20 protein-coding genes and 1 pseudogene are annotated in these 20864 nt (G+C 59.0%); 9 read left to right on the top strand and 12 right to left on the bottom strand.

The features are described 5' to 3' along the window. The first annotated feature begins 59 nt into the window (after positions 1-59). Positions 60-950: a transcriptional regulator CynR gene (gene cynR, locus EJA72_RS25450; RefSeq protein ID WP_157714645.1), complete on the top strand. Its 891-nt coding sequence runs from the start codon at positions 60-62 to the stop codon at positions 948-950. 92 nt (positions 951-1042) lie between these two features. On the opposite strand, the gene EJA72_RS25445 is transcribed toward cynR, so the two are convergent. The 8 genes from EJA72_RS25445 to EJA72_RS25410 form a co-directional block, all read right to left on the bottom strand. Beyond that, positions 1043-2320 carry a flavohemoglobin expression-modulating QEGLA motif protein gene (locus EJA72_RS25445; protein WP_157714644.1) on the bottom strand — a complete coding sequence of 426 codons (1278 nt, stop codon included), beginning with the start codon at positions 2318-2320 and terminating at the stop codon, positions 1043-1045. A 350-nt stretch (positions 2321-2670) separates the two neighbouring features. Further along, the gene (locus EJA72_RS25440; protein ID WP_157714643.1) at positions 2671-2946 is read right to left on the bottom strand and encodes a hypothetical protein; all 276 of its coding nucleotides are present in this window, start codon (positions 2944-2946) and stop codon (positions 2671-2673) included. Positions 2947-3054: 108 nt separating this feature from the next. After that, positions 3055-3438, bottom strand: coding sequence for a RidA family protein (locus EJA72_RS25435; protein WP_157714642.1), 384 nt, complete (start codon positions 3436-3438; stop codon positions 3055-3057). A gap of 28 nt (positions 3439-3466) precedes the next feature. Continuing rightward, entirely contained in the window at positions 3467-4159 is a 693-nt protein-coding gene (locus EJA72_RS25430; RefSeq protein ID WP_157714641.1) for a DUF3726 domain-containing protein, read from the bottom strand. Positions 4160-4161: 2 nt separating this feature from the next. Next, complete coding sequence (locus EJA72_RS25425) at positions 4162-5856, bottom strand: hypothetical protein (RefSeq protein ID WP_157714640.1); 1695 nt, start codon at positions 5854-5856, stop codon at positions 4162-4164. Between the two features lie 27 nt (positions 5857-5883). Beyond that, the gene (locus EJA72_RS25420; RefSeq protein WP_157714639.1) at positions 5884-7434 is read right to left on the bottom strand and encodes a BCCT family transporter; all 1551 of its coding nucleotides are present in this window, start codon (positions 7432-7434) and stop codon (positions 5884-5886) included. Between the two features lie 57 nt (positions 7435-7491). Further along, complete coding sequence (locus EJA72_RS25415) at positions 7492-8478, bottom strand: dipeptidase (protein ID WP_157714638.1); 987 nt, start codon at positions 8476-8478, stop codon at positions 7492-7494. Positions 8479-8491: 13 nt separating this feature from the next. Continuing rightward, a complete protein-coding gene (locus EJA72_RS25410) occupies positions 8492-9934 on the bottom strand; it encodes an aldehyde dehydrogenase family protein (RefSeq protein WP_157714637.1) in 1443 nt (480 codons plus the stop codon). 92 nt (positions 9935-10026) lie between these two features. Between EJA72_RS25410 and EJA72_RS25405 the strand changes: the two genes are divergently transcribed. Continuing rightward, complete coding sequence (locus EJA72_RS25405) at positions 10027-10926, top strand: LysR family transcriptional regulator (RefSeq protein ID WP_157714636.1); 900 nt, start codon at positions 10027-10029, stop codon at positions 10924-10926. A gap of 263 nt (positions 10927-11189) precedes the next feature. Here the strand turns inward: EJA72_RS25405 and EJA72_RS25400 are convergent, their stop codons facing one another. After that, entirely contained in the window at positions 11190-11645 is a 456-nt protein-coding gene (locus tag EJA72_RS25400) for a GFA family protein (RefSeq protein WP_157714635.1), read from the bottom strand. A gap of 104 nt (positions 11646-11749) precedes the next feature. Between EJA72_RS25400 and EJA72_RS25395 the strand changes: the two genes are divergently transcribed. From EJA72_RS25395 to EJA72_RS25380, 5 genes and pseudogenes are all read left to right on the top strand, one after another. Next, entirely contained in the window at positions 11750-12634 is an 885-nt protein-coding gene (locus EJA72_RS25395; protein WP_157714634.1) for a LysR family transcriptional regulator, read from the top strand. Positions 12635-12871: 237 nt separating this feature from the next. Beyond that, on the top strand, positions 12872-13885 hold the full coding sequence (ilvA, locus tag EJA72_RS25390; protein WP_157714633.1) for a threonine ammonia-lyase, biosynthetic: 1014 nt from the start codon (positions 12872-12874) through the stop codon (positions 13883-13885). Positions 13886-14042: 157 nt separating this feature from the next. After that, a complete protein-coding gene (locus tag EJA72_RS25385) occupies positions 14043-14261 on the top strand; it encodes a hypothetical protein (RefSeq protein ID WP_157714632.1) in 219 nt (72 codons plus the stop codon). 203 nt (positions 14262-14464) lie between these two features. Continuing rightward, positions 14465-14587 (top strand): annotated as a pseudogene (locus EJA72_RS29410) (glutamine amidotransferase); the annotation flags it as partial. A 44-nt stretch (positions 14588-14631) separates the two neighbouring features. Next, a complete protein-coding gene (locus EJA72_RS25380; RefSeq protein WP_157714631.1) occupies positions 14632-14961 on the top strand; it encodes a hypothetical protein in 330 nt (109 codons plus the stop codon). A 374-nt stretch (positions 14962-15335) separates the two neighbouring features. Here EJA72_RS25380 and EJA72_RS25375 read toward each other — a convergent pair whose 3' ends face one another. Continuing rightward, positions 15336-16370, bottom strand: a complete 1035-nt coding sequence (locus EJA72_RS25375) for a GGDEF domain-containing protein (protein WP_157714630.1) — start codon at positions 16368-16370, stop codon at positions 15336-15338. A gap of 461 nt (positions 16371-16831) precedes the next feature. On the opposite strand from EJA72_RS25375, the gene EJA72_RS25370 reads away from it, so the two are divergent. Both EJA72_RS25370 and EJA72_RS25365 read left to right on the top strand, forming a co-directional pair. Beyond that, positions 16832-17296, top strand: coding sequence for a hypothetical protein (locus EJA72_RS25370; protein WP_157714629.1), 465 nt, complete (start codon positions 16832-16834; stop codon positions 17294-17296). A 427-nt stretch (positions 17297-17723) separates the two neighbouring features. Then, entirely contained in the window at positions 17724-18596 is an 873-nt protein-coding gene (locus EJA72_RS25365) for a DNA/RNA non-specific endonuclease (RefSeq protein ID WP_157714628.1), read from the top strand. On the opposite strand, the gene EJA72_RS25360 is transcribed toward EJA72_RS25365, so the two are convergent. Both EJA72_RS25360 and EJA72_RS25355 read right to left on the bottom strand, forming a co-directional pair. Then, a complete protein-coding gene (locus tag EJA72_RS25360) occupies positions 18564-19487 on the bottom strand; it encodes an EamA family transporter (RefSeq protein ID WP_157714627.1) in 924 nt (307 codons plus the stop codon). The genes EJA72_RS25365 and EJA72_RS25360 overlap by 33 nt on opposite strands. Next, positions 19484-20767 carry an MFS transporter gene (locus tag EJA72_RS25355; protein ID WP_157714626.1) on the bottom strand — a complete coding sequence of 428 codons (1284 nt, stop codon included), beginning with the start codon at positions 20765-20767 and terminating at the stop codon, positions 19484-19486. The genes EJA72_RS25360 and EJA72_RS25355 overlap by 4 nt, the downstream gene beginning before the upstream one ends. Between the last annotated feature and the right edge of the window lie 97 nt (positions 20768-20864).

Here is a 20864-nt window from a genome sequence, read left to right as displayed (position 1 = left end):
AGCGTCAAAAGTCGATATACAATGCGCAGCATAAGTAATGCCTATAGAAGAGGGTGTTCATGCTGCTACGACATCTGCGGTATTTATTAGCGGTCGCCGACAACGGCGGCTTCACCCGCGCTGCGGAGGCGTTGCACGTTTCGCAGCCGACCTTGTCGCAACAGATCCGCCAACTGGAAGAGACTCTGGGCGTGACCTTGTTCGACCGAACCTCGCGCACGGTGAAGCCGACCGATGCGGGGCAGGCCTATATCGAATGTGCTCGTCGAGTGCTGGTGGAGCTGGAGGCTGGCAAGCGCGCGCTGCATGATGTGAAGGATTTGTCCCGCGGCACGTTGCGCCTGGCTATGACGCCGACGTTCATGGCCTATCTGGTGGGGCCGCTGGTACGCGATTACGTGGCGCGGTATCCCAACATCCATCTGGAGATTTTCGAACTGTCGATGGATGACATCGAAGTTGGCCTGACGGATGACTCACTGGATATCGCGATTGCGTTTGATGGGGTGAGGAATCCTGATATCGAGTCGATTCCGGCGTTTACCGAGACACTGGGGGTGATGGTCGGACGCAGTCACCCGTTATGGGAAAGCAAGGCCGCGCTGGCGCTGGAGGAAGTGGCGCAGTTGGAATTTGCCCTGCTGGCCACGGACTTCGTCACCCGAACCCGCATCGATGAATACTTTGCCGCGATGCACATCACACCGAAGGTAGTGATCGAGGTCAATTCGGTAAACACGCTGCTGGAAGTCATTCGTCACACCGCGATTGCGACGATCCTCCCCGAACCCATCGCCACTGTCGATCGCGCCTTGTGCAGGATTCCATTGGTCAGGGATGCGCCGAAGCGCGAGGCGGTGTTATTGCGGCGCAAAAACAACTACCACAGCGCGGCGTCAGTCGCTTTTATGGACTTGGTGTTGGGAGGGAGGGAGGCTTACGAGAACTGACTGAAAGCCGCGGTTTGAATCCGGATGACAGGCGTCAGGGGAAAATCTTGCGGTAGGTCACGTAGTACCTTGGCCAGGGCATGCTGCCATGATCACAAGGCGCTCGCATCGTTTTCGTGATCATCCGCAAATGCCATGAGCACCTCCAGATCGATCAAATCCAGCTTTATCTGGGCGATGAACGCGGAGAAGGCCAAGTTGGCGGCGAGTAGCCGCAGGTCACAGGCCCAGGCCGGTAGGTAGGTGGGTTTCTGCAGCCAGCCGGACTCGAAGAGCGGCGCCAGGCGCACGGTATCCGCCAGACTGAGGCGTCCGGCAAACAAGTAACCCACCAATTCCGGTCGATTGTCGCGGATCGCGATGCGCAGCAGGGTATGGACACCCAGCAAACCGGTCAGGTAGGCGGCATCCTTGGTAAACGCCGAGCCACCCCGCAGGTCGGCGCCACGGAAGACCCGCTGGGTCGAGCGGAAGGACTCCTCTTGCGACTGACCGGCGGCCAGAAAACCCTCGAATACCTGAATGAAATCGGCGCCGTCCAACGCTTGCTGGACCGCGAGCACGCGCAGCGCCAGGCGGCGCAAGCGGTTGATGTCCATGCTGCCCGTGAACAGTTCGGCCAGGGTGGCGATGCCTTCCTGTGTCTGGGTTGTGCGTGGCGCTCCCAAACCCAGGCTTTTGAGGTTGGGCTGGAGCGCGCCATTTTGTGCGGTAGCGGCATGCACGAAGGCCTCGTGCTGCAACAGCTGATTCTTGTCCAGCTCAGAAAACAGGGCGCTCGTACGCAGGCGTATGCGGCTGGCCCCGGCGATCGCCTTGGCCGCCAGCGTCGGATCGAGCACGACCGTGACCCGGCCTTCGCCGAAGAAGCGATCCAGTTCTGGCTGCATCCACGCGGCGAAGGTCTCGGCAGGGATCTCGGCCTGAGTCGGTGGAATCCGCGCTCCGCCCAGTAGCGCGTCGGTGGTCTTGAGAAAGAACTGCGCCGCGTCCAGCATGCTGAGATTCTGGTTCGGATAAATGAAATCCGGACGTCGGTACAACGCGGATGAATGGTGAGTGAAGTCGGGGGTGCCAATTGCGCCCAGCATGCGCCCGGCCGTGGCATAGCTGCGCGCTGTCATGGCGAGATAGTTGCCGGCGGGATGACCCTGATCGCAACGCCCGATAAAGGCTTCTAGTGCGACGATGTCGGCGCTGTGATCGCGAGGAGCCAATTCGACTCTGGGCAGTTCTGCTTTTCCTTCACGCCAACGCGCCAGGAAAACTTCCTCGACGCCATCGGGCCAGGACAAAGCATCCAGTACGCGGATCTTGCGGGCCAGACCGGGTAGCGCGGCATCCAGTTCAGACAGCGGGGCGCTGCTCATGGGGTCACCCTTGAAAGATGAGGTTCGTCCGAAAAAGCTTAGTCGTTGCGACGCCTTGCGTTGAGCCGATCGAGAGGGCTTGCTGTTGTTCTCGAGCGATTGCAGCTGTTTCTATCAGGCAAATGTTGACCAACAAAAAGCCCGCAGTGAGCGGGCTCTTCGTTTGGGGTCAAATCCTTTTGTGTGCTCAATCTGCGCTTGGACTTGTGAGCGTTTCGTAAAAAGCGTGTCGCAGAAATGAAAAAGCCCGGCATTTAGCCGGGCTCTCTGTAGATGGGCCAAATCCCTTTGGCTGATCGCAGTGTGCTGGAGGCGTGTGACAGGTGTATGACACACGCCGTACTACGTCGTCATTGCTTTGGTTTTTTTTCCTTGTGCCTGGATTGACTCGATGTGGAAGCATCCTTTTCCGTGGCTTGTGAATCGGCGCCGGAGTTCGAACCTGCCGCTTCCTCCCCCTTTTTACTGGCCTTATCGTCTTTTGATTCAGAACCGTGGCCCTGATTGATGCCGGGTAGGGCGGCAGGCGGGACAGCGGATTCCGACGTCTTATCGGCGGCAACCGCGGCGAGGGTGCAGGTTGCTACCAGGGCCGAGAGCGCGAGAGCGGCAACTGTTCTGTTCATGCCCGAATCTCCTGTGGGGGGATGTATCGGATTGGAAACCGGGCAGAAAATAGAGTGCGGCGCGTCTGACGAATGGCTGGAAGTCGAGCAGGTATATGAGCCGGCGGGTCAAGCCACCTGTGGCAGGCAGGCGTACACCACCAACTCGACCAGCATTTCCTCGCGCGCCAGTCCCGCCACCACGATGGCCGCGCGGTTGGGGTAAGGCGCCTGGAAGTACTGCGCATACACCGCATTGACCGTGGCCAGGTAGCTGCGGTCGGTGACGTAGATCATGACCTGTGTCACGGCGTCCAGCGAACTGCCTGCGGCTTCCAGGGTATGGCGCAGGTTGTCCAGGGTCTGGCGGGCTTGGGCTTCGATGCCGCCGTCGACCACCTGGCCTTGGGCATCGATGGGGATCTGTGCGGTGTAGAGCGTGCCGTTGCCAACGACGGCCCACTCCAGCGGGGCTTTGGAGGCGAACAGGTCGGTTTTGATGGCGTATTTCATCGGTGTATTCCTGAGTGAACGGGGCGTGTCAGTCGGCATCGCTGCCACCGCCGGCGCCGTGTCGGCGCGAGGCTTCGGTGCTTTCGACGAGGACGTTTTCAGCCAATTGCTTGAGACGCTGCCAGGTCTGTTCGCTGACGGTGAAACCCTGCGCGAGCGTGGCTGGCGGACAGGCCTGGGGGCGAGCCGGTTTTGTCGACTGGCTGAAGGTGACGGTGATGCTTTGCTCGACATCCTTGGCTGTCGGCCGCGCTTCAATGCGCAGGTCGGGGCGGGTGTTGCCGGCGTGGAAGGCGGCGATGCGGACCTGGCGCGCGTCGCCCCAGCGGGCTTGCACCGTCAACCCCAGTTCGGCGGCCCGGCACAGGTAGCCGAGCAACAGGAGTCGGTTGTGGCAATGATGAATCTGCAACACGGCATGGCCGCAACGCAGCGCTTTGCCCAGTGCGAGTTCCACCGCGGTCGCCGCGCAGCGCAGCACGCTCTGGCCCTTGGCATCGATCACCAGCAGGGCGCTGTCTTCGTAGAGCAGCGCGAAGGGTTGGTCCGCTTCGTTTTGCAGGTAATCCAGCGCCTTTTCCAGCGCAGCGACGCCGTCCAGACCTTGCAGTTGCAGCCAGCCGATCATGTCGGCGGCGTCCTCGCAATCGCCGGCGGCAAAGCCCATGCCTTCGAAGGCCTTGCGGCACATCACCTGAATTTCGTTGAGGGATACGCGCATGGTCAGTGATCTCCGTTCGGCATGACCGCAAAGTTCCAGTCGTCGGCGAACGGCTGACCGATTTCGCTTACTAGCGGCGCACCCTGGAACAGGGTGATGCGCACCCAGCGGCTGGACTTGGGGTCGAACTTGCCGGCGCCGAAGAACGCCAGTTTGCAGCGCAACAAGTGGATCGGCAGCATGTCGCGGGACAGCAGGTTGGCGCGGATCTCGCCGTAGGCACTTTGAGCCATGTCCTGCAGGCGACGGACTGTGCCCTTGAACGCCGGATGGGCGATCAGGAAGTGCGCAGTCAGCTCGCCGGGGTGCGCGCGCAGATGCTCGATCAGTGCGCGATGACAGCGCTGAATGTTGCGTGCGATGCCCAGTTGCATTTCCTTCTCGGCCCCCGGTTCTTCGGCGCGCATGCCCAGGCGCGGCTCTTCTTTTTCCGCGGAGCGGTACCAGAAGAAGTGCTCGGCATCGGTGTCGCTGAAGTCGTAGGCCAGCGCCCAGCCATAGTGTTTTTCGATCAGCTCGCGCAGCGCGGTCAGGGGCATCTGCGCATCCAGGCGCCAGCCTTCGACGACACCCATCTGGTCCGCCAATGGCGTCACCTGTTCGGGGTACAACTCCAGCAGCAGGCTGACCAGCAGTTCCTGGCAGCCGATGCCCGCGTGCGTTTCACTCCAGGCCAGCAAGCGTGACCAGAGATCATCACTGGCGGGTTGGCGGTTGAGCCAGTCAGTCAGTTGCGTCAGGTCGGCCAGGGTTTGCACGTCTTGCTCATGCTGGCGGACATCTTCGGTCAGGGTCTGTTGCAGGTGCAGGCGTGCCCGTTGCAGGAACTCGTGGAAGCGCTGCATGTGCGCCGGGTCGGCGGGTTGTGCCAGGACGCGGGACAGGGCCGTTTCCCGCGCCAGAATCCACTGATTGATCAGCTGCGGATGGTTGAGCAGGAAGGGCGCCATGCCCAGTCCTGTGGCGTTGCCGACGCCCAGATAGCGCTGCAGCTCGACATCGAGTTTCACCGCGCGCTGCGCATTGCGCGCCCGGGCCATGTGCTCGATCTGCTCGATGCTGAAATGGCGCAACAGGTACACGGTGAACATCTGCGCGCTGAAGGGCTGATTGAAATCCGCGTTGTCTTGCAGGCAGCCGAAGTCGGCGATGCCAAACTTGCCATTGCCGTACACGGCGGTGGTGCGATAGAGGTAACCCACGTCGGCCAGCTGGCGTGGGTCCGGCTGATTGCCTTCGGCCAGGGCCGCGAGGAATCGATCGAAGTTGCGCAGGCTGCGATTGGCACGGGACAACACCAGCACCCGCGCGTCGAAGCGGCCGGCTTCCTGCAACGGCACGTTGCGTTGCAGGTCGGCCAGTTGCACTTCATCGACATCCCCGGCCACCAGGACGAAGCTGACGTCCCATTGATCGGCGATCACCCGGTCGCTGCGTTTTTCTGGCGGCAGGTAGGCGGAAAAGATCACGCAGTGGTAGTGCGCATTCGGCGTGTCGATGCGGTAGATGACCGTGCCGAAGCCTTCGCCATCCAGGTCGAAACGGCTGCGCTGGATGCGCCATTGCTGGTTCATCATCCGGCGCATGGCGCTGCGCACAAAACTCAGCGGGCTCTGGAAGTGGCTGCCCAGCCGGGCCAGGTCCATGACCTGGCTGGCGGGGCGCAGCGCAGGCGCTACAAACACGGTGTTGGACATTATTGTTGTTCCTGGGCAAGTCATGATTCAGAGGCCCTGTTCGCGGGCCATGTGCCGGGCGATGCGCACCGAATCCCACAATGCCGGCAGGATCACCAGCGATACCGGCACCGCCGTGATGACGATGAACGATTGCAGGGCGGTCACGCCGCCCGCGCCGATGGTAATCAGCACCACCGCCGCCAGGCCCATGCCGATGGCCCAGAAACCGCACAGCCATTTTTTCGGTTTGTCGGTGCTCGACATCGCCAGCGCCACGGTAAACGCCATGGCGTCGCCATTGGTGGCCACCGAGATGAAACTCAGGAACAGGAACAGTCCACTGATCAGGCCACCGAGCGGCAGGTTCTGGGTCACGCCCAGCAGCAGGTCTTCAGGCTGGGTGCCATGGGCGGTGACGATCCCGGGTGTCTGCAACTCCAGGCCGATGCCGGTACCACCGACCACGGTGAACCAGAACATGGTCACCAGCGGGGCGATGATCGACAGCGTCATGATGATCTCGCGAATGGTGCGGCCCCGCGAGATCCGTGCGACGTACAGCGCCACCATGGGTGCGTAACCGATGAACCAGCCCCAGTAGAATACCGTCCACCAGTCCAGCCACTTCGGATCGGCGCGGAACATCGTCAACGGGATGAACTGCTCGACGTGCAGCGCGAAGGCCGCCGGGAAACCGCTGAGGATAAACAGCGTCGGCCCGAACACCACCATGAACAGCGCCAGCCCGAGCATCAGCCAGACATTGATCTCGCTGACGAAGCGGATGCCCTTGAGACCGACCAGGCAGGAAGTGGTGTACATCAGCGTGACCAGCACGATGGTGATCGACTGGGTGACGAGGCCGTTGGGCACGCCCCACACCGCGTGTAAGGCGCTGCTGATTTGCAGCCCAAGAAAACCGATCGGGCCGATGGTGCCGGCGACCACCGCAATGATCGACGTGGCGTCGGCGAAGGTGCCGATCGGGCCTTTCAGTGCGCGTTCGCCGAACAACGGATAGAGCAAGGTGCGCGGCGCCAGCGGCAGGCCTTTGTCATAGTGCAAATGCATCAGCACGATCGCCAGCAGGCTGCCGAGCACTGCCCAGGCCAGGAAGCCCCAGTGCACGAACGCCTGCGCCAGTGCCGCGGTGCCCGCCGCTTCAGTGTGCGGTTGCACGCCGACGAAAAACGGCGGTGGGCTGGCGAAATGCATCAGCGGTTCAGCGGCGGCCCAGAAGGCGCCACCACCGGCGAGCAAGGCGCACATGATCACGGCGATCCAGTTGAAGGTGCTGGTGTCCGGGCGCTGGTTGATGCCACCCAGGCGCACGCGTCCGCATTTCGAAAAACAGATGCCCAGGCTGACCACGAAGGTCGCCAGCATCAACACCTGCCAGTACAGGCCGAAGGCCTTGGTCGACCAGGCGAAGAGGGTGTTGACCAGTGCCGACACCGCGTCGATATCCACCAGCGCCGCTACCAGGAACGCGCCCAGGAAACCGCCACTGATCAGGAACAGTGGCCAGTCGATGTCTCGGGCGATCGGTAAGCTCATGGCCTGGCCGTCTGCTTCCAGTGTGCTTTGATTTTTCATGAAGTCTCCGGAACCTGCGATTGTTTTTATTGTTCAAGCTGTCCGTGCCGGGAGGGCTCAGTCCTGTGCCGTGGTGGCGGTTTCCAGCAGGCGCAGCCAGTTCAGTCCCATGATCTTGCGTACGTCGTCCTCGGCAAAACCTCGGGCACGCAGGCCCTTGGCGATGTTGGGGAAGTCACGGCTGTCGCGGAACCATTGCAACGGTGCCGGCCAGCTGGCGTTGTCCTTGGTGCCTTCGCCGTAGTCCTTTTCCTTGCTCCAGCGTCCGTTGCGCATCCACTCCAGGACTGACAACGGTTGCGACTGGCACAGGTCGGTGCCGATGCCGATGTGCTCGACGCCCATCAGGTCCGCTGTGCTGGCGATCATGTCGCAGAAGCTTTCCAGGCTGCAGGCCGAGGCGCCTTTCAGGTGGAAGGGATAGGTGCTGAAGCCCAGCAGCCCACCGGATTCGGCGATCCCTCGCAATACCGCATCGGACTTGTTGCGCTTGGCTGCATGGAAACTCGACGGGTTGGCGTGGGAGATGATGACCGGCCGGCTCGACAGCTCAATGGCCTCCAGGGTGCTGCGTTCGGCACTGTGGGACATGTCGATCAGCATGCCGACCCGGTTCATCTCGGCGATGACCTGGCGACCGAAGCGGCTGATACCGTTGTCTTCCTGCTCGTAGCAGCCGCTGGCGAGCAGGCTCTGGTTGTTGTAGGTCAACTGCATGACGAACACGCCCAGCTGACGGAAGATTTCCACCAGGTCGATGTCGTCTTCGATCGGCGAGCAGTTCTGCAAGCCGAAGAACACACCCACCCGGCCTTCCTCATGGGCCAGGCGAATATCGCTGGCCGAGCGCACCGGGCGGATCAGCTCGGGCCAGGTTTCGAAACGACGATTCCATTCGCCCAGGCGCGAGAGGGTTTCACGGGCATTCTCGTGATAGGCGATGGTGGCATGCACCGCGCACAGGCCGCCGGCCAGCATTTGCTGGAATATTTCCGGGCTCCAGTTGGAGTACTGCAGGCCGTCGATCATCAGCAGGTCGTTCATGGCGGGTGCTCCCTCAAGGCCGGACGTAAGTGGTCTTGACCACGGTGTAGAAGTCGCGGGCGTATTGCCCTTGCTCGCGTGGCCCGAAGCTCGAGGCTTTGCGGCCGCCGAACGGCACGTGGTAATCGGTGCCGGCGGTGGGCAGATTGACCATCACGCAGCCCGTTTGGGCACGGCGCTTGAACTCGCTGGCATGGCGCAGCGATTGGGTGATGATCCCGGCGGTGAGGCCGTATTCGGTGTCATTGAGGGTCGCCACGGCCTCGTCGAAATCACGGACGCGGATGACACAGGCGATCGGCCCGAAGACTTCTTCGCGGTTGATGCGCATGTCATTGCGGCTGTTGATGAACAGGGCCGGGCGCATGAAGTAGCCGTCGGTGTCCAGTTGCAGTCGCTCGCCGCCTTCGACCAGCGTCGCGCCTTCGGCCTGGGCCAGGCGCAGGTATTCCAGGTTCTGCTCCAGTTGCCGCGCCTCGGCCACCGGGCCGATCTGCACGCCAGCTTCCAGGGCATGGCCGACCTTGAGCTGACGCATGCGCCCGCGCAGGGCCTCGACGAAACGGTCATGGATGCCATCGCAGACGATCAACCGCGAGGACGCCGTGCATTTCTGCCCGGTGCCAAAAAACGCGCCGTTCAGTGCGCATTCCACGGCCACATCAAGCTCGGCGTCATCCATCACCACCAGCGCATTCTTGCTGCCCATCTCCAGTTGGCAACGCGCCAGGTTGCCGGCGGTAGCGACCGCGACACGTTTGCCGGTGGTCAGTGAACCGGTGAAGGTCAGGGCATCGATATCGGGCGACTGAATCAGTGTTTCACCGACGCTGGCGCCGCTGCCCATGACCAGGTTGAACGTGCCGTGAGGCAGCGCCTGGCGGCTGATGATCTCGGTCAGTGCCCAGGCACTCGCCGGCACCAGGTTGGCCGGCTTGAACACCACCGCATTGCCGAAGGCCAGGGCTGGCGCGATCTTCCAGGCCGCCGTGGCCATGGGGAAGTTCCAGGGGGTGATGATGCCCACCACGCCGACAGGCTCGCGGTGTACTTCGATCTCGATACCAGGGCGCACCGAGTCGGCGGTTTCGCCCATCTGACGCAGCACTTCGGCCGCGTAGTAATGGAAGAACTGGCCGCTGCGGTTAACCTCGCCGATGCCCTCGGCCAGAGGTTTGCCTTCTTCACGGGAGAGCAGTTGGCCGAGCTCTTCCTTGCGGGCGATCAGCTCGTTGCCGATAGCCGTCAGCACTTGCTGGCGCGCTTCCAGACCCGTGGCGGCCCACAGCGGTTGCGCGGCGCGGGCGGCCTGGATGGCCAGTCGGGTTTGCTCGGCGCTGGCCTGATGGTATTCGCCAATCAGGTCGCGGCTGTCCGAGGGACTGTGGTTGTTCAGCGTGGTGAGACCGTCGCACCACTGTCCATCGATGTAGTTTTTGTAGGGAGTGAGTGACATGAGAAGCCTCCGTTTGCGTGGCTCTCATCTTGCGAGCAATATGGCGCAAATAAAAATTAATAAAAAAAATGATTCGATAAGGATTACTGATCATGTTGCCCGAGCTAAAAATCGCCCAGTTGCGCTACTTCCTGTTGGTGGCCGAGCTCAAGAGCTTCCACGCAGCAGCACGCCAGGCCTATCGCACACAACCGGCGATGTCGCTGGCGGTGCGCGAGCTGGAGCAGAAGCTGGGCCAGGGACTGATCGAAAAGGGTGGCGGCCGGGTCGAGCTGACGCCCTTCGGCGAACATTGCCTGCCGCTGTTCCGTGGCTTGATCGAACACCACGACCGCATCGCCCGTGAGGTCACCCTGTTGGTCCAGCATGAGATAGGCCAGGTCAGCATCGCCACCGTGCCGTCCGTGGCCAGCCGGCTGTTGCCCGGACCTTTGGCGCGTTTCGTGGCAGAGCATCCCAATGTGCAGATCAGCATCCAGGACGGCACCGCCGACAGCGTCCAGCAGTTGTTGGCCCAAGGCCAGGTGGACTTCGCCATCAGCAGCATGTGGCTGGCCGACGAGCAGGTCGAGTTCTCCCCGATCATCAACGACCAGGTGGGCGTGGTGTGCCGGGCCGACCACCCCTTGGTACTGGCGAAAGGGGCCTTGCACTGGTCGCAGCTGCAGGGCTTGCCAATGATCCGGAACGGCACCTCACGGTTGTTGGAAGGCACCGATGCCGAGTGCTTGCTGGAACACAGTCGCCTGTCCATCTCCAACATGATCTCGCTCATTGCGATGCTGGAGGAGGGCGTCGGGATCAGCACCTTGCCGTATCTGGCGTTTCCTCAGGAGAACGAAAAGCTCGCGTTTCTACCTTTGGCCGAACCGAAGGTGGAACGCCAGATTGGGATGCTTACGCGCAAAGGGCGGAGCCTGTCGCCTGCGGCGGGTGCGTTGATGAGGTTTTTGCAGGCGAATACGTCGCCGTTGGGGCGGCAGTTGCCCTAGCGTTGGCAGCGGCTTTGAGGTGTGGAACAAACTGTCGACGACTTGCACGGTGGGCCAGCGTTTCCCGGCCCGGCCCGGCCCGGCCCGGCTAGTGCTCGCTTCGCTGACTGGCGATTTTAGAAAGTGTCATGCGGTCTCGCCTAAACCTGCGCCGGTATCTAGTTTGTAAGCTTGTTTAGATATTTGAGGAAGGGCTGCTTTAGGCGATAGCGGTCACATCCACCTCAACCATTCGTCCAAACACAGGCATTACACCACCCATATCAACCCGCCAGACTTCGCACCTGATTTTCCAGAGCACATGCGAAATCCTCAGGTGTCGGGCTTTGTACCCATTGCGCAATACCCTCTGGCAGCGAGACCCACTGTTGCTTGCGCTTGACCCAGATATGCGCCATGGGCACCCACTGCTCCGCGCCATCGAATACCCCCGCACGGACCACGCGCATACCGGGGGCGGCCGTCGTCTCGTTGAACAGCCGGGTGAAACAGGTTCCGCAGGCATATTGGGTCGATATCTGTCCTTCATGGGCATGGCTGTAAGTGAGCGTGTCGCCGGACACGTCCAGCGTCTGGGCGCCACACAGCATGTGCAAGGCGAACGCGCTGCCGCTCCAGCGCTGGCAGTCCAGGCAGTGGCAGGCGTACAGCGGCACAGTCGTCTCAGTGCGCAATTGGAGATGGACGCGTCCGCATCGGCATTGACCGGTGAAACCCATGGTGCTGCTCCTTATACTGTTGCTTTACATATGAGAGGCACATGATCGCTGTTCCTCGCACCGGGCAGAAGACAACAAATGGAGCAACCGTTGGTAAGGAATGTATGAGCGGCCTTGAATGGGAAAGTCAGCGAGTGTTTCTGGCCGTATTACGCAGTGGCAGCCTGTCCGGCGCGGCACGGATGCTGGGCATTGCCCAGGCCACTGCGCGTCGACGACTGGAGAGTCTCGAGTCAGGACTGGGCGTAAACCTGTTCACTCGTACTCCCACGGGCCTCACGCCCACTGCGTCGGCACGGGGGCTGATCCATCATGTCGAGTCCATGGCGATCGCGGCCGAGGCGTTCAATCGCATGGCGAGCGGTGAAACGCAGGTGTCCTGTGGCATTGTCAGGCTGACCAGCAGCGAATTTCTGGGCGTCGAGGTGCTGCCAGGGTTGCTGAGCGAGTTTCACTACAAGCACCCGGGCTTAAAGCTTGAAATGAGCATCGGCGATTCGCTGGAAGATATTTCTCGCCAAGAGTCGGACATCGCTGTGCGTCTGCAGCGCCCCAACGAAGCAGGGATCGTCGCGCGACGCGTCGGAGCCTTGCATGTCGGGATATACGCCAGTGCCGAATGCCTTGAGCGCTACGGCGAACCGGCGAGTATCGAGGCGCTGCGAAAGGCTCCGTTGATTGGGCCCGACCGACGTTCTGCCGATCTGCGCCGACTGGTCGACATGGGGCTGTGCGAAGCAGACCAGTCATTCACCATCGCTAGCGACAATCACCTTTTCCAACTTTCTGCGCTCAAGGCCGGTCTGGGTTTCGGCTTGTGCCCGGCCACGGTGGCGGCGACCCATGGCCTGATCGAGGTTCTGCCGGACAGCCTGGGCCTGGAAGTCGATGTGTGGATCGCCATGCACAACGATCTGCGCAAGGTCGGGCGCATCGCCCATACGTTCGATGCCCTGGGGGCGGCGTTGACCCGTTACCTCGAGCGCTAAAACAACCAGCGTCGTGATTCACGGCGTTGCGAGAGCCCCACGAAAATTGACCGTTGACTTGCCATCGGCCCCCGGCTAATTTCAATCCATGACTTCGAACATGTTGCGCCGCCAGCCAAGCATTATTACCGCCATTCCTCATTTGGCGGGCTAGCTCACGACTGCAGCACCCAACCCGCCCTTGAGGCGGGTTTTCATTTTCTGTCTCGGGGCTCTGATCAAACCAAGGAAGCGATCATGCCCAGTACGCCCGTTCAACAAGCTTTGCTTGAGCAGTACGTCAAAAAGATCCTCGCCGCGCCGGTCTACGAACTGGCCGTGCACACACCGCTGCAACCCGCACCTGCACTGTCCCTGACACTTGGCAACCAGATCCTGCTTAAACGCGAAGATCTGCAACCGACCTTTTCCTTCAAGATCCGTGGCGCCTATAACAAACTGGTGAACTTGAGCGCTGCGCAAAAGAAAGCCGGAGTGATCACAGCTTCTGCCGGCAATCATGCCCAGGGCGTGGCGTTGGCCGCACGACACCTGGGTATCGACGCGACCATTGTCATGCCCACCACCACACCGCTGTTGAAGGTGTCAGGGGTACGCAGTCGTGGCGCCGAGGCAATGTTGCACGGCGAAAGCTTTCCGTTTGCCTTGTCCCATGCCCTGGCGTTGGCGTCGCAAACCGGCAAGACCTTTGTTTCGCCCTTTGATGATCCGGACGTCATCGCAGGGCAGGGCACTGTTGCCATGGAGATACTGCGTCAACATCAGGGTGCGCTGGATGCGATCTTCGTCCCGGTAGGCGGTGGTGGTCTGATCGCCGGCATTGCAGCGTACGTCAAGTACCTGAGGCCCGAGGTGCGCATCATTGGCGTTGAGTCGGAGCATTCCGCCTGCTTGCACGCCGCCTTGCAGGCCGATGAGCGCGTGGTGTTGCCCCGTGTGGGCACGTTCGCTGATGGCGTGGCAGTCGCGCAGATCGGCGCCCATGGTTTTGAGGTGTGTCGGTTTTGTGTCGATGAAGTGCTGACTGTCAGCGATGATGAACTTTGCATTGCGACCAAGAACATCTACGACGATACCCGCTCGATCACCGAGCCATCCGGCGCCCTGGCCGTGGCCGGCATCAAGCAATACGTGGCGCGCACGGGAGTGCGGGGGCAGACCCTGATCGCTATCGATTCGGGAGCCAACATCAATTTCGATACCTTGCGGCATGTGGCCGAACGTGCGGCATTGAGCGAAGCGTTGGTGTGATTTTGCCGATGTACTCATTTCCTTGTAGGAGCGAGCCTGCTTGCAGCCGCCTGCAGGGCTCTTTACTACCCGCTCATCCGCTCAGTCGCACACTTTTAACCAGCCAACTTCAAACGATTACGGCCCAGAAAAGCTGGACCTCATAGGTGAGGTGGGTATGTCTATCGATTTGAGTGTTCAAAACCAAACACAAGGTTCCTTTCCATCCAAACCTGAGCCAGGTTCTGATGAGCCGACGCTAGATCCAGACGATCCGAACAAATACGATCCGTTGAAAAATCCAAGCGATGATCGTCCTGAAAACCAGAAGGAACCAGGTGAGAGAACTACCCCAGAGGCGGATGAACAGACACCGCTTTCAGACGATAGGAGATAGGAGAGAAAGCCCGGCCAGTGAGCCGGGTTTTTCTTCTCCGTTCGTCTACTGCGCTGCACTTGTAGCGCCTTGCCGTTTCTCTTGCCGTGAAGGGCCGCATCCGACCCAAAGCAGCCATTGATGTCTGTTTGTTGTCGTCATATGTTACGGGCATTCATGGGGATTCTGACTGATTGCACGCGTGGATTTGATACTGACACCCGGTTTACCGAATCAGCTCAATAGCGGTGATGGCAGACCGCATCATCACTGCTCCAGGCACCGCCTGCGCAGTATTTGAAGGTGCCGGGCTTTCTTCAGAGAGCTTGGCAGCGGAACACGGATGATCGAGTCGTCCCGTCATGTCGGGCACATTCTCAGGAGATAATTGATGAGCGCTAGCGATGTACCTGTGGGGCAAGTGGTACAAGGCTACGTAACCTTTGTGGGGAGAGAGGAGCCGTGGATCGGAGCCCAGTTCATGAGCTTCAGTTATAGCGCCAATGGGAAGCGGTTTCACAAGTCTCTCAACGAAACCATTGACTCTTGGTCAACTGCAACGCTGCGTAAAGCCTCATATGGGCTGAAGGTGGGCGATCCGGTGTCGGTTTGGTACTCTCTCAGCGACCCGGAAGTGTGTTGCATTGGTGAAAAACCAACCGAAAAACCAGCATTGTTGCTTCTGGTTGAGGCTCTGGGAGCGATAGGGTATTTAAGTTGATCCATGCTCTCCAAACCGAAATGTTTTGAGGCCGTGTTTGCTGCTTAGGTGTGCTAATCATCCGATGCCTGAATCCTTGCGCGCAATGGGAGCTTCTGGTCGATCACTGCCTGAAGTGATTGCATCCGACCCAAAGCTGACTCTCAGTATTCGGCACAGGTAAAGTTGGCCAGTTGTTCTTCACTGCACTAAGTTATCGAGGCGACATTCCTGAAAGGTATCTTCACATCTCCTCGTCCAACCAATGGATTGCCTTGGTCGTTCGTTTTGTACCCGCCTCGGCCAAAGTGCTGCATATGCACTATATGGATAGGCGTTAAGGGGGGCGGAAATCTTGAAGAATTGCCTGTACGTATTTTATGATAAGTTCTTTTTCAAGTTTCGGAAGCGTTGGCCACTATCATGGCTTCAAAAGAAATGCAATTTCGACCGCTTCGCTTGGCATGATACAGGTTGTCGTCTGCGCTTTTTAACAGTTCACTGGCAATCTCAGTGGATGCCAAACTTGTTATGCCTGCGCTGAAGGAATACTGAACTTGTGCGGAGTCATCTTTCTTCGCGCGGAGCAGCAGATCGTTTAATGAACTTATCGCGTCCGTCGCGGTGACTGCTGACAATAACACACCAAATTCTTCCCCGCCCAAGCGACCATAGCTGACTATCCCTTTTGTATTTTTGATCATTTTTGCGAAGCTGATCAGGACGTTATCACCAACGTCATGACCATGTTGATCGTTGATGGATTTGAAATTATCCAAGTCTAGCATTGCGAACCAAAGTGAAGTCCTATCCTTTGAGGCCAGTGAGTCTTTCAAACTATTGACCATTGCCCGGCGGTTCGGAGATTCGGTCAAGGGGTCTGTCTCAGAAAGTTTTTTAAATTTGTCTCTTGCTCGAATTTCCTTTAAGACCAAGTTTACGAAGGTTGCGTTCAGGCACCCTCCTAACAGTGTTGAACCCACCAACAAAACGTAAAACAACGGTAATTGAACGTCACTTATTGGTAACAAATTTGTGTGCCACATGATCATCCATGCGAGCGCTACTGCAAAAGCATAGTCAGTAATTTTGACGAAGAATACGCTCATGACAGTGATAAGTAGGGATGTAATTATCAATCCCCACATTGCCGCCTCTACACCCATGCGCTCGGCTTCTATCTTGAACAAAAATACAAGAGTTTCAATGTATACGATTCCGAAAACTCGCCACAGAACGAAATTTTTTATATTGTAAATTGTAAGTATGCATATTCCATTGGCTAGAACGACACACCAAATATATATGTCAAAGGTGCGGTCAATAAATGGATTCAAGCACCAGCTGGCAATCCAGCATAATAATCCTATAACTTGGGTAAGCATCAATGGCTTAAGAATAGATTTTTTTAGGCTTGATATTTGCGGCATGATTTGATTTCCGAGCGTATGCCAACCCTAGGGTTATTGGGGAGGTCACCGTCCGTTGGTGAGAAGGCAGAGAGAGAGGAGCTATTTATTGCGATCATACGCATATCTCATCAGATTATGTGAGCAGTAAACGTCGTGCGCGAAATCCACTTCTGATGCTTCAACGACTCGAAAAACTTTAGCATCCGAGTGGGTTCACAGGGGAAGGCCGGGGCCAGAGTCGAATGCTCAATTCTTGTCATTCGCATCGATCATTAAGCTGGCAGTACCGAGTCAAGACAGCCCCTGACATTAAAGGCGTTGCTTCGATCTTATGCGGCGTCTATTTCCGAACGTCCGCTTTTGGCCGATTGCCGCCTGTCACGAAAGACCGTTTCCGATCCAAAGCAGACCCACAGAGCAAGAACGTCCTCGTCATCTACGCTATTCCAGCAAGCACGAAGCTGAAAGCGAGGTCAGGAATGACAGTTGGCCGTAGAGATGATTTTACTTATTCAATCCTGCTGATGATTTCCGTTCTTCTTTTATACGCCAGCATGGGTGTCAACCCACTGCATACAGGCATTTGGTACCTCGTTGCTGTTCCCGTCGTAGCGTTTGTACCTGGATTGATCTTGCGAGTTCCCGCGCTATTTCTCACCGGAACGACAGCCACAGCAGTGGCCTCGCTATTGATCTATATGAAAATTATGTCCAGCCTGGACCACACCGAAGGGATGTTTGCGCTCGGGCACGTATTCTCTATGCCTGGCATGTTGGTTGGCGCAGGCGTGTCAGCCTGGCTGTTGAGGTACCGAGTGAAAGCGAGCTTGCCGTGGATCGTCGCAGGCATTGGTTTTCTGGGAGCTGCGTTGGGATTCATGGTCGCGCAGATGATTGTGTGCAACACCCTGATGTACTGCGGTGCGCTGTCGTTTGGGGTTTAACTATGGAGCCGAATGCACGTTTCTCGCCTGGCACTTTTTCCGAACCAGATTGATCATCAGCAGCACGCTGGCCACAATCCCTTGCGACCCGCATAAGAACGCGAGGGAACCTGGATACATTAAGTGCCAGGAAGACGCGCCCATCAGCAACGTCAACAGCAGACCAACCGAAAGCAAAGGCGTAAAAGTTCACAGTCGAGAAGAATGCAAACGCCCCTCAGCACTAATCTGACATGTCACGGTCAATACCCCCCGCACGGCCCTCCCGAGGTCGAACTGCCCATTGCCAATCAGACCCGCATCGGCATTTTAATGAAGGACACTGAAAGAATGCTCGCCGCCATGTAATCAGCCAAACCCCCGCTGGCCCAACCAACCGGGCCTCACCCTACGTTTATCCCTCAATCCAATTCGAAGAATTCAAAGCATGCACCTACGCAAAATTGCAGTTGGGCTGTCGGCCCTTGTTTTGCTGTCGCCTGGGGCGCAAGCCCGCAGTCTGCTGGATCTGCTCACACCGCCCGCTCAGCATCAGGAAAAAGCGTCCCGCTCGGGCTCGATCAGTCAGGGCGCGGCGCTCGACCTTTATTCAAGTAAACAGAAACAGGCATCGTTCGACGGCTGCGCCGATCTGTTCCCGGCAGCCAGACCGATCAACATCGCGACCGTCCCATCAACCATGAACCCCATGGCGCTGTGTTCCGACAACTTCGCCGTGCTGTATTCCCAAACCAGCAAGACGCCGCTGGTGGTCGTCGAGCGTCTAAACGCCGCCCAGCTCCAGGATGCAAAAGGCGAGGAGCGCACCAACCAGTTCTATCCGGACCCACGCATTCCCAAGGGTGGGCGGGCAGAGTTGAGCGATTACCGTAGCCAGCATCCGGCCGTGGACCGTGGTCATCAGTCCCCGGCGGCCGATGCACCGGACCCCAACGCGATGGCGCAGTCTTTTGCGCTGTCGAACATGGTGCCGCAAGACCCGACCAACAATCGCAAGATCTGGAGCAAAGTCGAGTCTGACGTCAGGAAGTTTGCCAAGCGGGCGGATGGCAATGTGTTTGTCTTCACCGGCCCGCTCTTTGACCCGGGCCACGCCACCATTGGTGACAACAAGGTCTGGGTGCCGACGCGCCTGTTCAAGCTGGTTTACGACGCGTCGTCCAAGCGGGCATGGGCCTACGTGCTGCCCAATGCCGAAACCCGGATCGAGAAGCCGATGGACTACGACGCTTTCGTGAAAACCACGGGGCTCAAGTTGCTGGGCAATTTACCGGTCTCGGGTTCCGTAGGGCGTACTTGATGGCCTCGACCTTGAGCGCATCAGCACTGCATTGAGAATGCGCTGTCCATACAAACCGACGCCAAGACCCGACACGATAAGGACGACTGCGACGATTTTGTTGAGGGACAGGCTCTCATTGAAAATGATGACCGAGCCGAGCAGTCCGAACACCGGCACCAACAACGACAACGGCGCGACGGTGGACACGGGGTATCGCTTCAGCAGTGAATTCCATACCCAGTAGCCGAACAGTGTATTGGGATAGACCTGGAACAAGATCGACAGGACGGCGCGGTAGTCGAGTTGATTTACCAGTGCGCTGTAGCCCGCCGCGCCGTTGACTGCGTAATCCAGCGCGAAAAGCGGGATGGGCGAGAACGCGCTGGACCACACCAGGAAGGCGAAGACTTGCGTGGTCTTCGCTTTTTTCATGATGACATTGGCCGCACTCCAAGCGACCGCACCCAGCAGTACCAGGATCAGCCCGGCTGTGGTGACTGTCCCGTCAACTATCGAAAGAATGCTCAGCAAGCCACCGCAGGCCATGCCGATCCCCGCCAGTTGGTAGCGGGAAATCGCTTCCTTGAAGATCCATGAACCCAGCAGAAGGGTAAAGAACGCGCTGAACTGAAGCACCAGCGAAGCGATGCCGGCTGAAAGACCGGACTGGATGCCAATGTTGACCACCCCCCACAACCCGATACCGAAGACCAGACCGTAGCCAATGATGTAGCGCCACTGCACATCGGGTTTTTGAATGAAAAAGATCGCTGGAAGTGCGCAAAGCGTGAAGCGGACGCCGGCCAGAATCAGCGGGTCAACGGTGGTGAGCCCGAGTTTGATCACCGAGAAATTCACACCCCAGATGGCGGTAATCAGGATGGCAAGTAGCAGGTGCCTGGTTTTCATATGGATCGTCCTTGAAGGGTTATTGAGGAATGGCGGGTGACAAACCACAGTGCCAACGCGGCAGCGCTGATCACGGCGCCCAGCAGGCTGACGGCCATCCAGCCCCAGAGCGCATACACCTGCGTCGCGGCTGCCGCGCCCAACGCGCTACCGACCGAGTAGAAGCACATGTAGGCGCCGACCATGCGGCTTTGGGCGTCGGGTCGTGCAGCGAAAATGAGGCTCTGGTTGGTGACGTGTACGGCCTGCACCGCGAAGTCGAGCAGGATCACGCCGCAGACCAGGGCGATCAGGGACGTCTCGGCAAACGCGATGGGCAACCAGGAAAGCGTCAGGAGCCCTAGCGAAAGGCCGGTCACTCGTTGCCCCAGACCTTGATCGGCCCAGCGACCGGCTCGTCTGGCCGCCAGGGCACCGGCGACGCCGGCCAGGCCAAACAGACCGATGGCCGTGTGGGAAAGTGACAGCGGCGGGGCGCTCAACGGCAGCACCATGGCGGTCCACAACACGGAAAACGCGGCAAAGATCAACAAGGCCAGCAAACCCCTGATCCGCAAAACCGGTTCGGTGATGAACAGTTTGAACAGCGAACCAATGAGCGCCAGGTAGGCGGGTTGATTGCGGGGTGACTCTGCGGCCGGAACGGCTTTCCAGAACACTGCCGCAATCATTAGCATCAATGCGCAGGAGACGAAATACACCGCGCGCCAGCCCGCCAGATCGGCGATCAGCCCAGAGGTAAACCGTGCCAGGAGAATGCCCAGGACAATGCCGCTGGTGACGGTGCCCACGGCTTGCCCGCGTTGTGAGGGACTTGCCAATACGGCGGCATAGGCCACCAGCACCTGAACCACCACGGCCAGCAAGCCCGTCACCATCATGGCGCCCAGCAGGGCCAGCCAGTGGTGCGATGCACCGACTGCCGCCAGCGCCACTGCAGACAGCATCACTTGAGTCAGAATCAGCCGTTTACGGTTGACCCGGTCGCCCAGCGGCACAATGAACAGTAACCCCAACGCGTATCCCGCCTGAGTGGCCGTCACCACGACCCCGATCAATCCAGAGGTAACGCCCAGGCTCTCAGCCATTGAGGCGAGCAAGGGTTGGGCGAAGTAAACATTGGCGACGGCCAGTGCGCAGGTGACGGAAAACAATAACGTGAGCGACGCAGACAGCCCTGAACGCCGGTCGATTCTGCTGCGTTCTCCCGTTGCCGTAGGCGGTAATTCCAACGGCTGTGGGGACAAACGTTGGCTGGCTGATTCGGCATCTGCTGTCATGTACGCCTCCGCGGGGTTAAACTGGTTTCGATTCGAGACCGGATTATTGTTGTCGTATCTTGTTTCGAATTGCAACCACTCTGAGCCAGCCCAGTCG

The sequence above is a fragment of the Pseudomonas sp. PB120 genome, from assembly GCF_009761815.1.
GTDB lineage: Bacteria > Pseudomonadota > Gammaproteobacteria > Pseudomonadales > Pseudomonadaceae > Aquipseudomonas.
The sequence above is the reverse complement of the archived record's forward strand: the minus strand, read 5'-3'. Positions and strand labels throughout refer to the sequence as shown.

Coding starts and splice junctions, on each gene's coding strand:
- cynR (WP_157714645.1), top strand. CDS start 60: ATGCTGCTACGACATCTGCGGTATTTATTAGCGGTCGCCGACAACGGC.
- EJA72_RS25445 (WP_157714644.1), bottom strand. CDS start 2,320: ATGAGCAGCGCCCCGCTGTCTGAACTGGATGCCGCGCTACCCGGTCTG.
- EJA72_RS25440 (WP_157714643.1), bottom strand. CDS start 2,946: ATGAACAGAACAGTTGCCGCTCTCGCGCTCTCGGCCCTGGTAGCAACC.
- EJA72_RS25435 (WP_157714642.1), bottom strand. CDS start 3,438: ATGAAATACGCCATCAAAACCGACCTGTTCGCCTCCAAAGCCCCGCTG.
- EJA72_RS25430 (WP_157714641.1), bottom strand. CDS start 4,159: ATGCGCGTATCCCTCAACGAAATTCAGGTGATGTGCCGCAAGGCCTTC.
- EJA72_RS25425 (WP_157714640.1), bottom strand. CDS start 5,856: ATGTCCAACACCGTGTTTGTAGCGCCTGCGCTGCGCCCCGCCAGCCAG.
- EJA72_RS25420 (WP_157714639.1), bottom strand. CDS start 7,434: ATGAAAAATCAAAGCACACTGGAAGCAGACGGCCAGGCCATGAGCTTA.
- EJA72_RS25415 (WP_157714638.1), bottom strand. CDS start 8,478: ATGAACGACCTGCTGATGATCGACGGCCTGCAGTACTCCAACTGGAGC.
- EJA72_RS25410 (WP_157714637.1), bottom strand. CDS start 9,934: ATGTCACTCACTCCCTACAAAAACTACATCGATGGACAGTGGTGCGAC.
- EJA72_RS25405 (WP_157714636.1), top strand. CDS start 10,027: ATGTTGCCCGAGCTAAAAATCGCCCAGTTGCGCTACTTCCTGTTGGTG.
- EJA72_RS25400 (WP_157714635.1), bottom strand. CDS start 11,645: ATGGGTTTCACCGGTCAATGCCGATGCGGACGCGTCCATCTCCAATTG.
- EJA72_RS25395 (WP_157714634.1), top strand. CDS start 11,750: ATGAGCGGCCTTGAATGGGAAAGTCAGCGAGTGTTTCTGGCCGTATTA.
- ilvA (WP_157714633.1), top strand. CDS start 12,872: ATGCCCAGTACGCCCGTTCAACAAGCTTTGCTTGAGCAGTACGTCAAA.
- EJA72_RS25385 (WP_157714632.1), top strand. CDS start 14,043: ATGTCTATCGATTTGAGTGTTCAAAACCAAACACAAGGTTCCTTTCCA.
- EJA72_RS25380 (WP_157714631.1), top strand. CDS start 14,632: ATGAGCGCTAGCGATGTACCTGTGGGGCAAGTGGTACAAGGCTACGTA.
- EJA72_RS25375 (WP_157714630.1), bottom strand. CDS start 16,370: ATGCCGCAAATATCAAGCCTAAAAAAATCTATTCTTAAGCCATTGATG.
- EJA72_RS25370 (WP_157714629.1), top strand. CDS start 16,832: ATGACAGTTGGCCGTAGAGATGATTTTACTTATTCAATCCTGCTGATG.
- EJA72_RS25365 (WP_157714628.1), top strand. CDS start 17,724: ATGCACCTACGCAAAATTGCAGTTGGGCTGTCGGCCCTTGTTTTGCTG.
- EJA72_RS25360 (WP_157714627.1), bottom strand. CDS start 19,487: ATGAAAACCAGGCACCTGCTACTTGCCATCCTGATTACCGCCATCTGG.
- EJA72_RS25355 (WP_157714626.1), bottom strand. CDS start 20,767: ATGACAGCAGATGCCGAATCAGCCAGCCAACGTTTGTCCCCACAGCCG.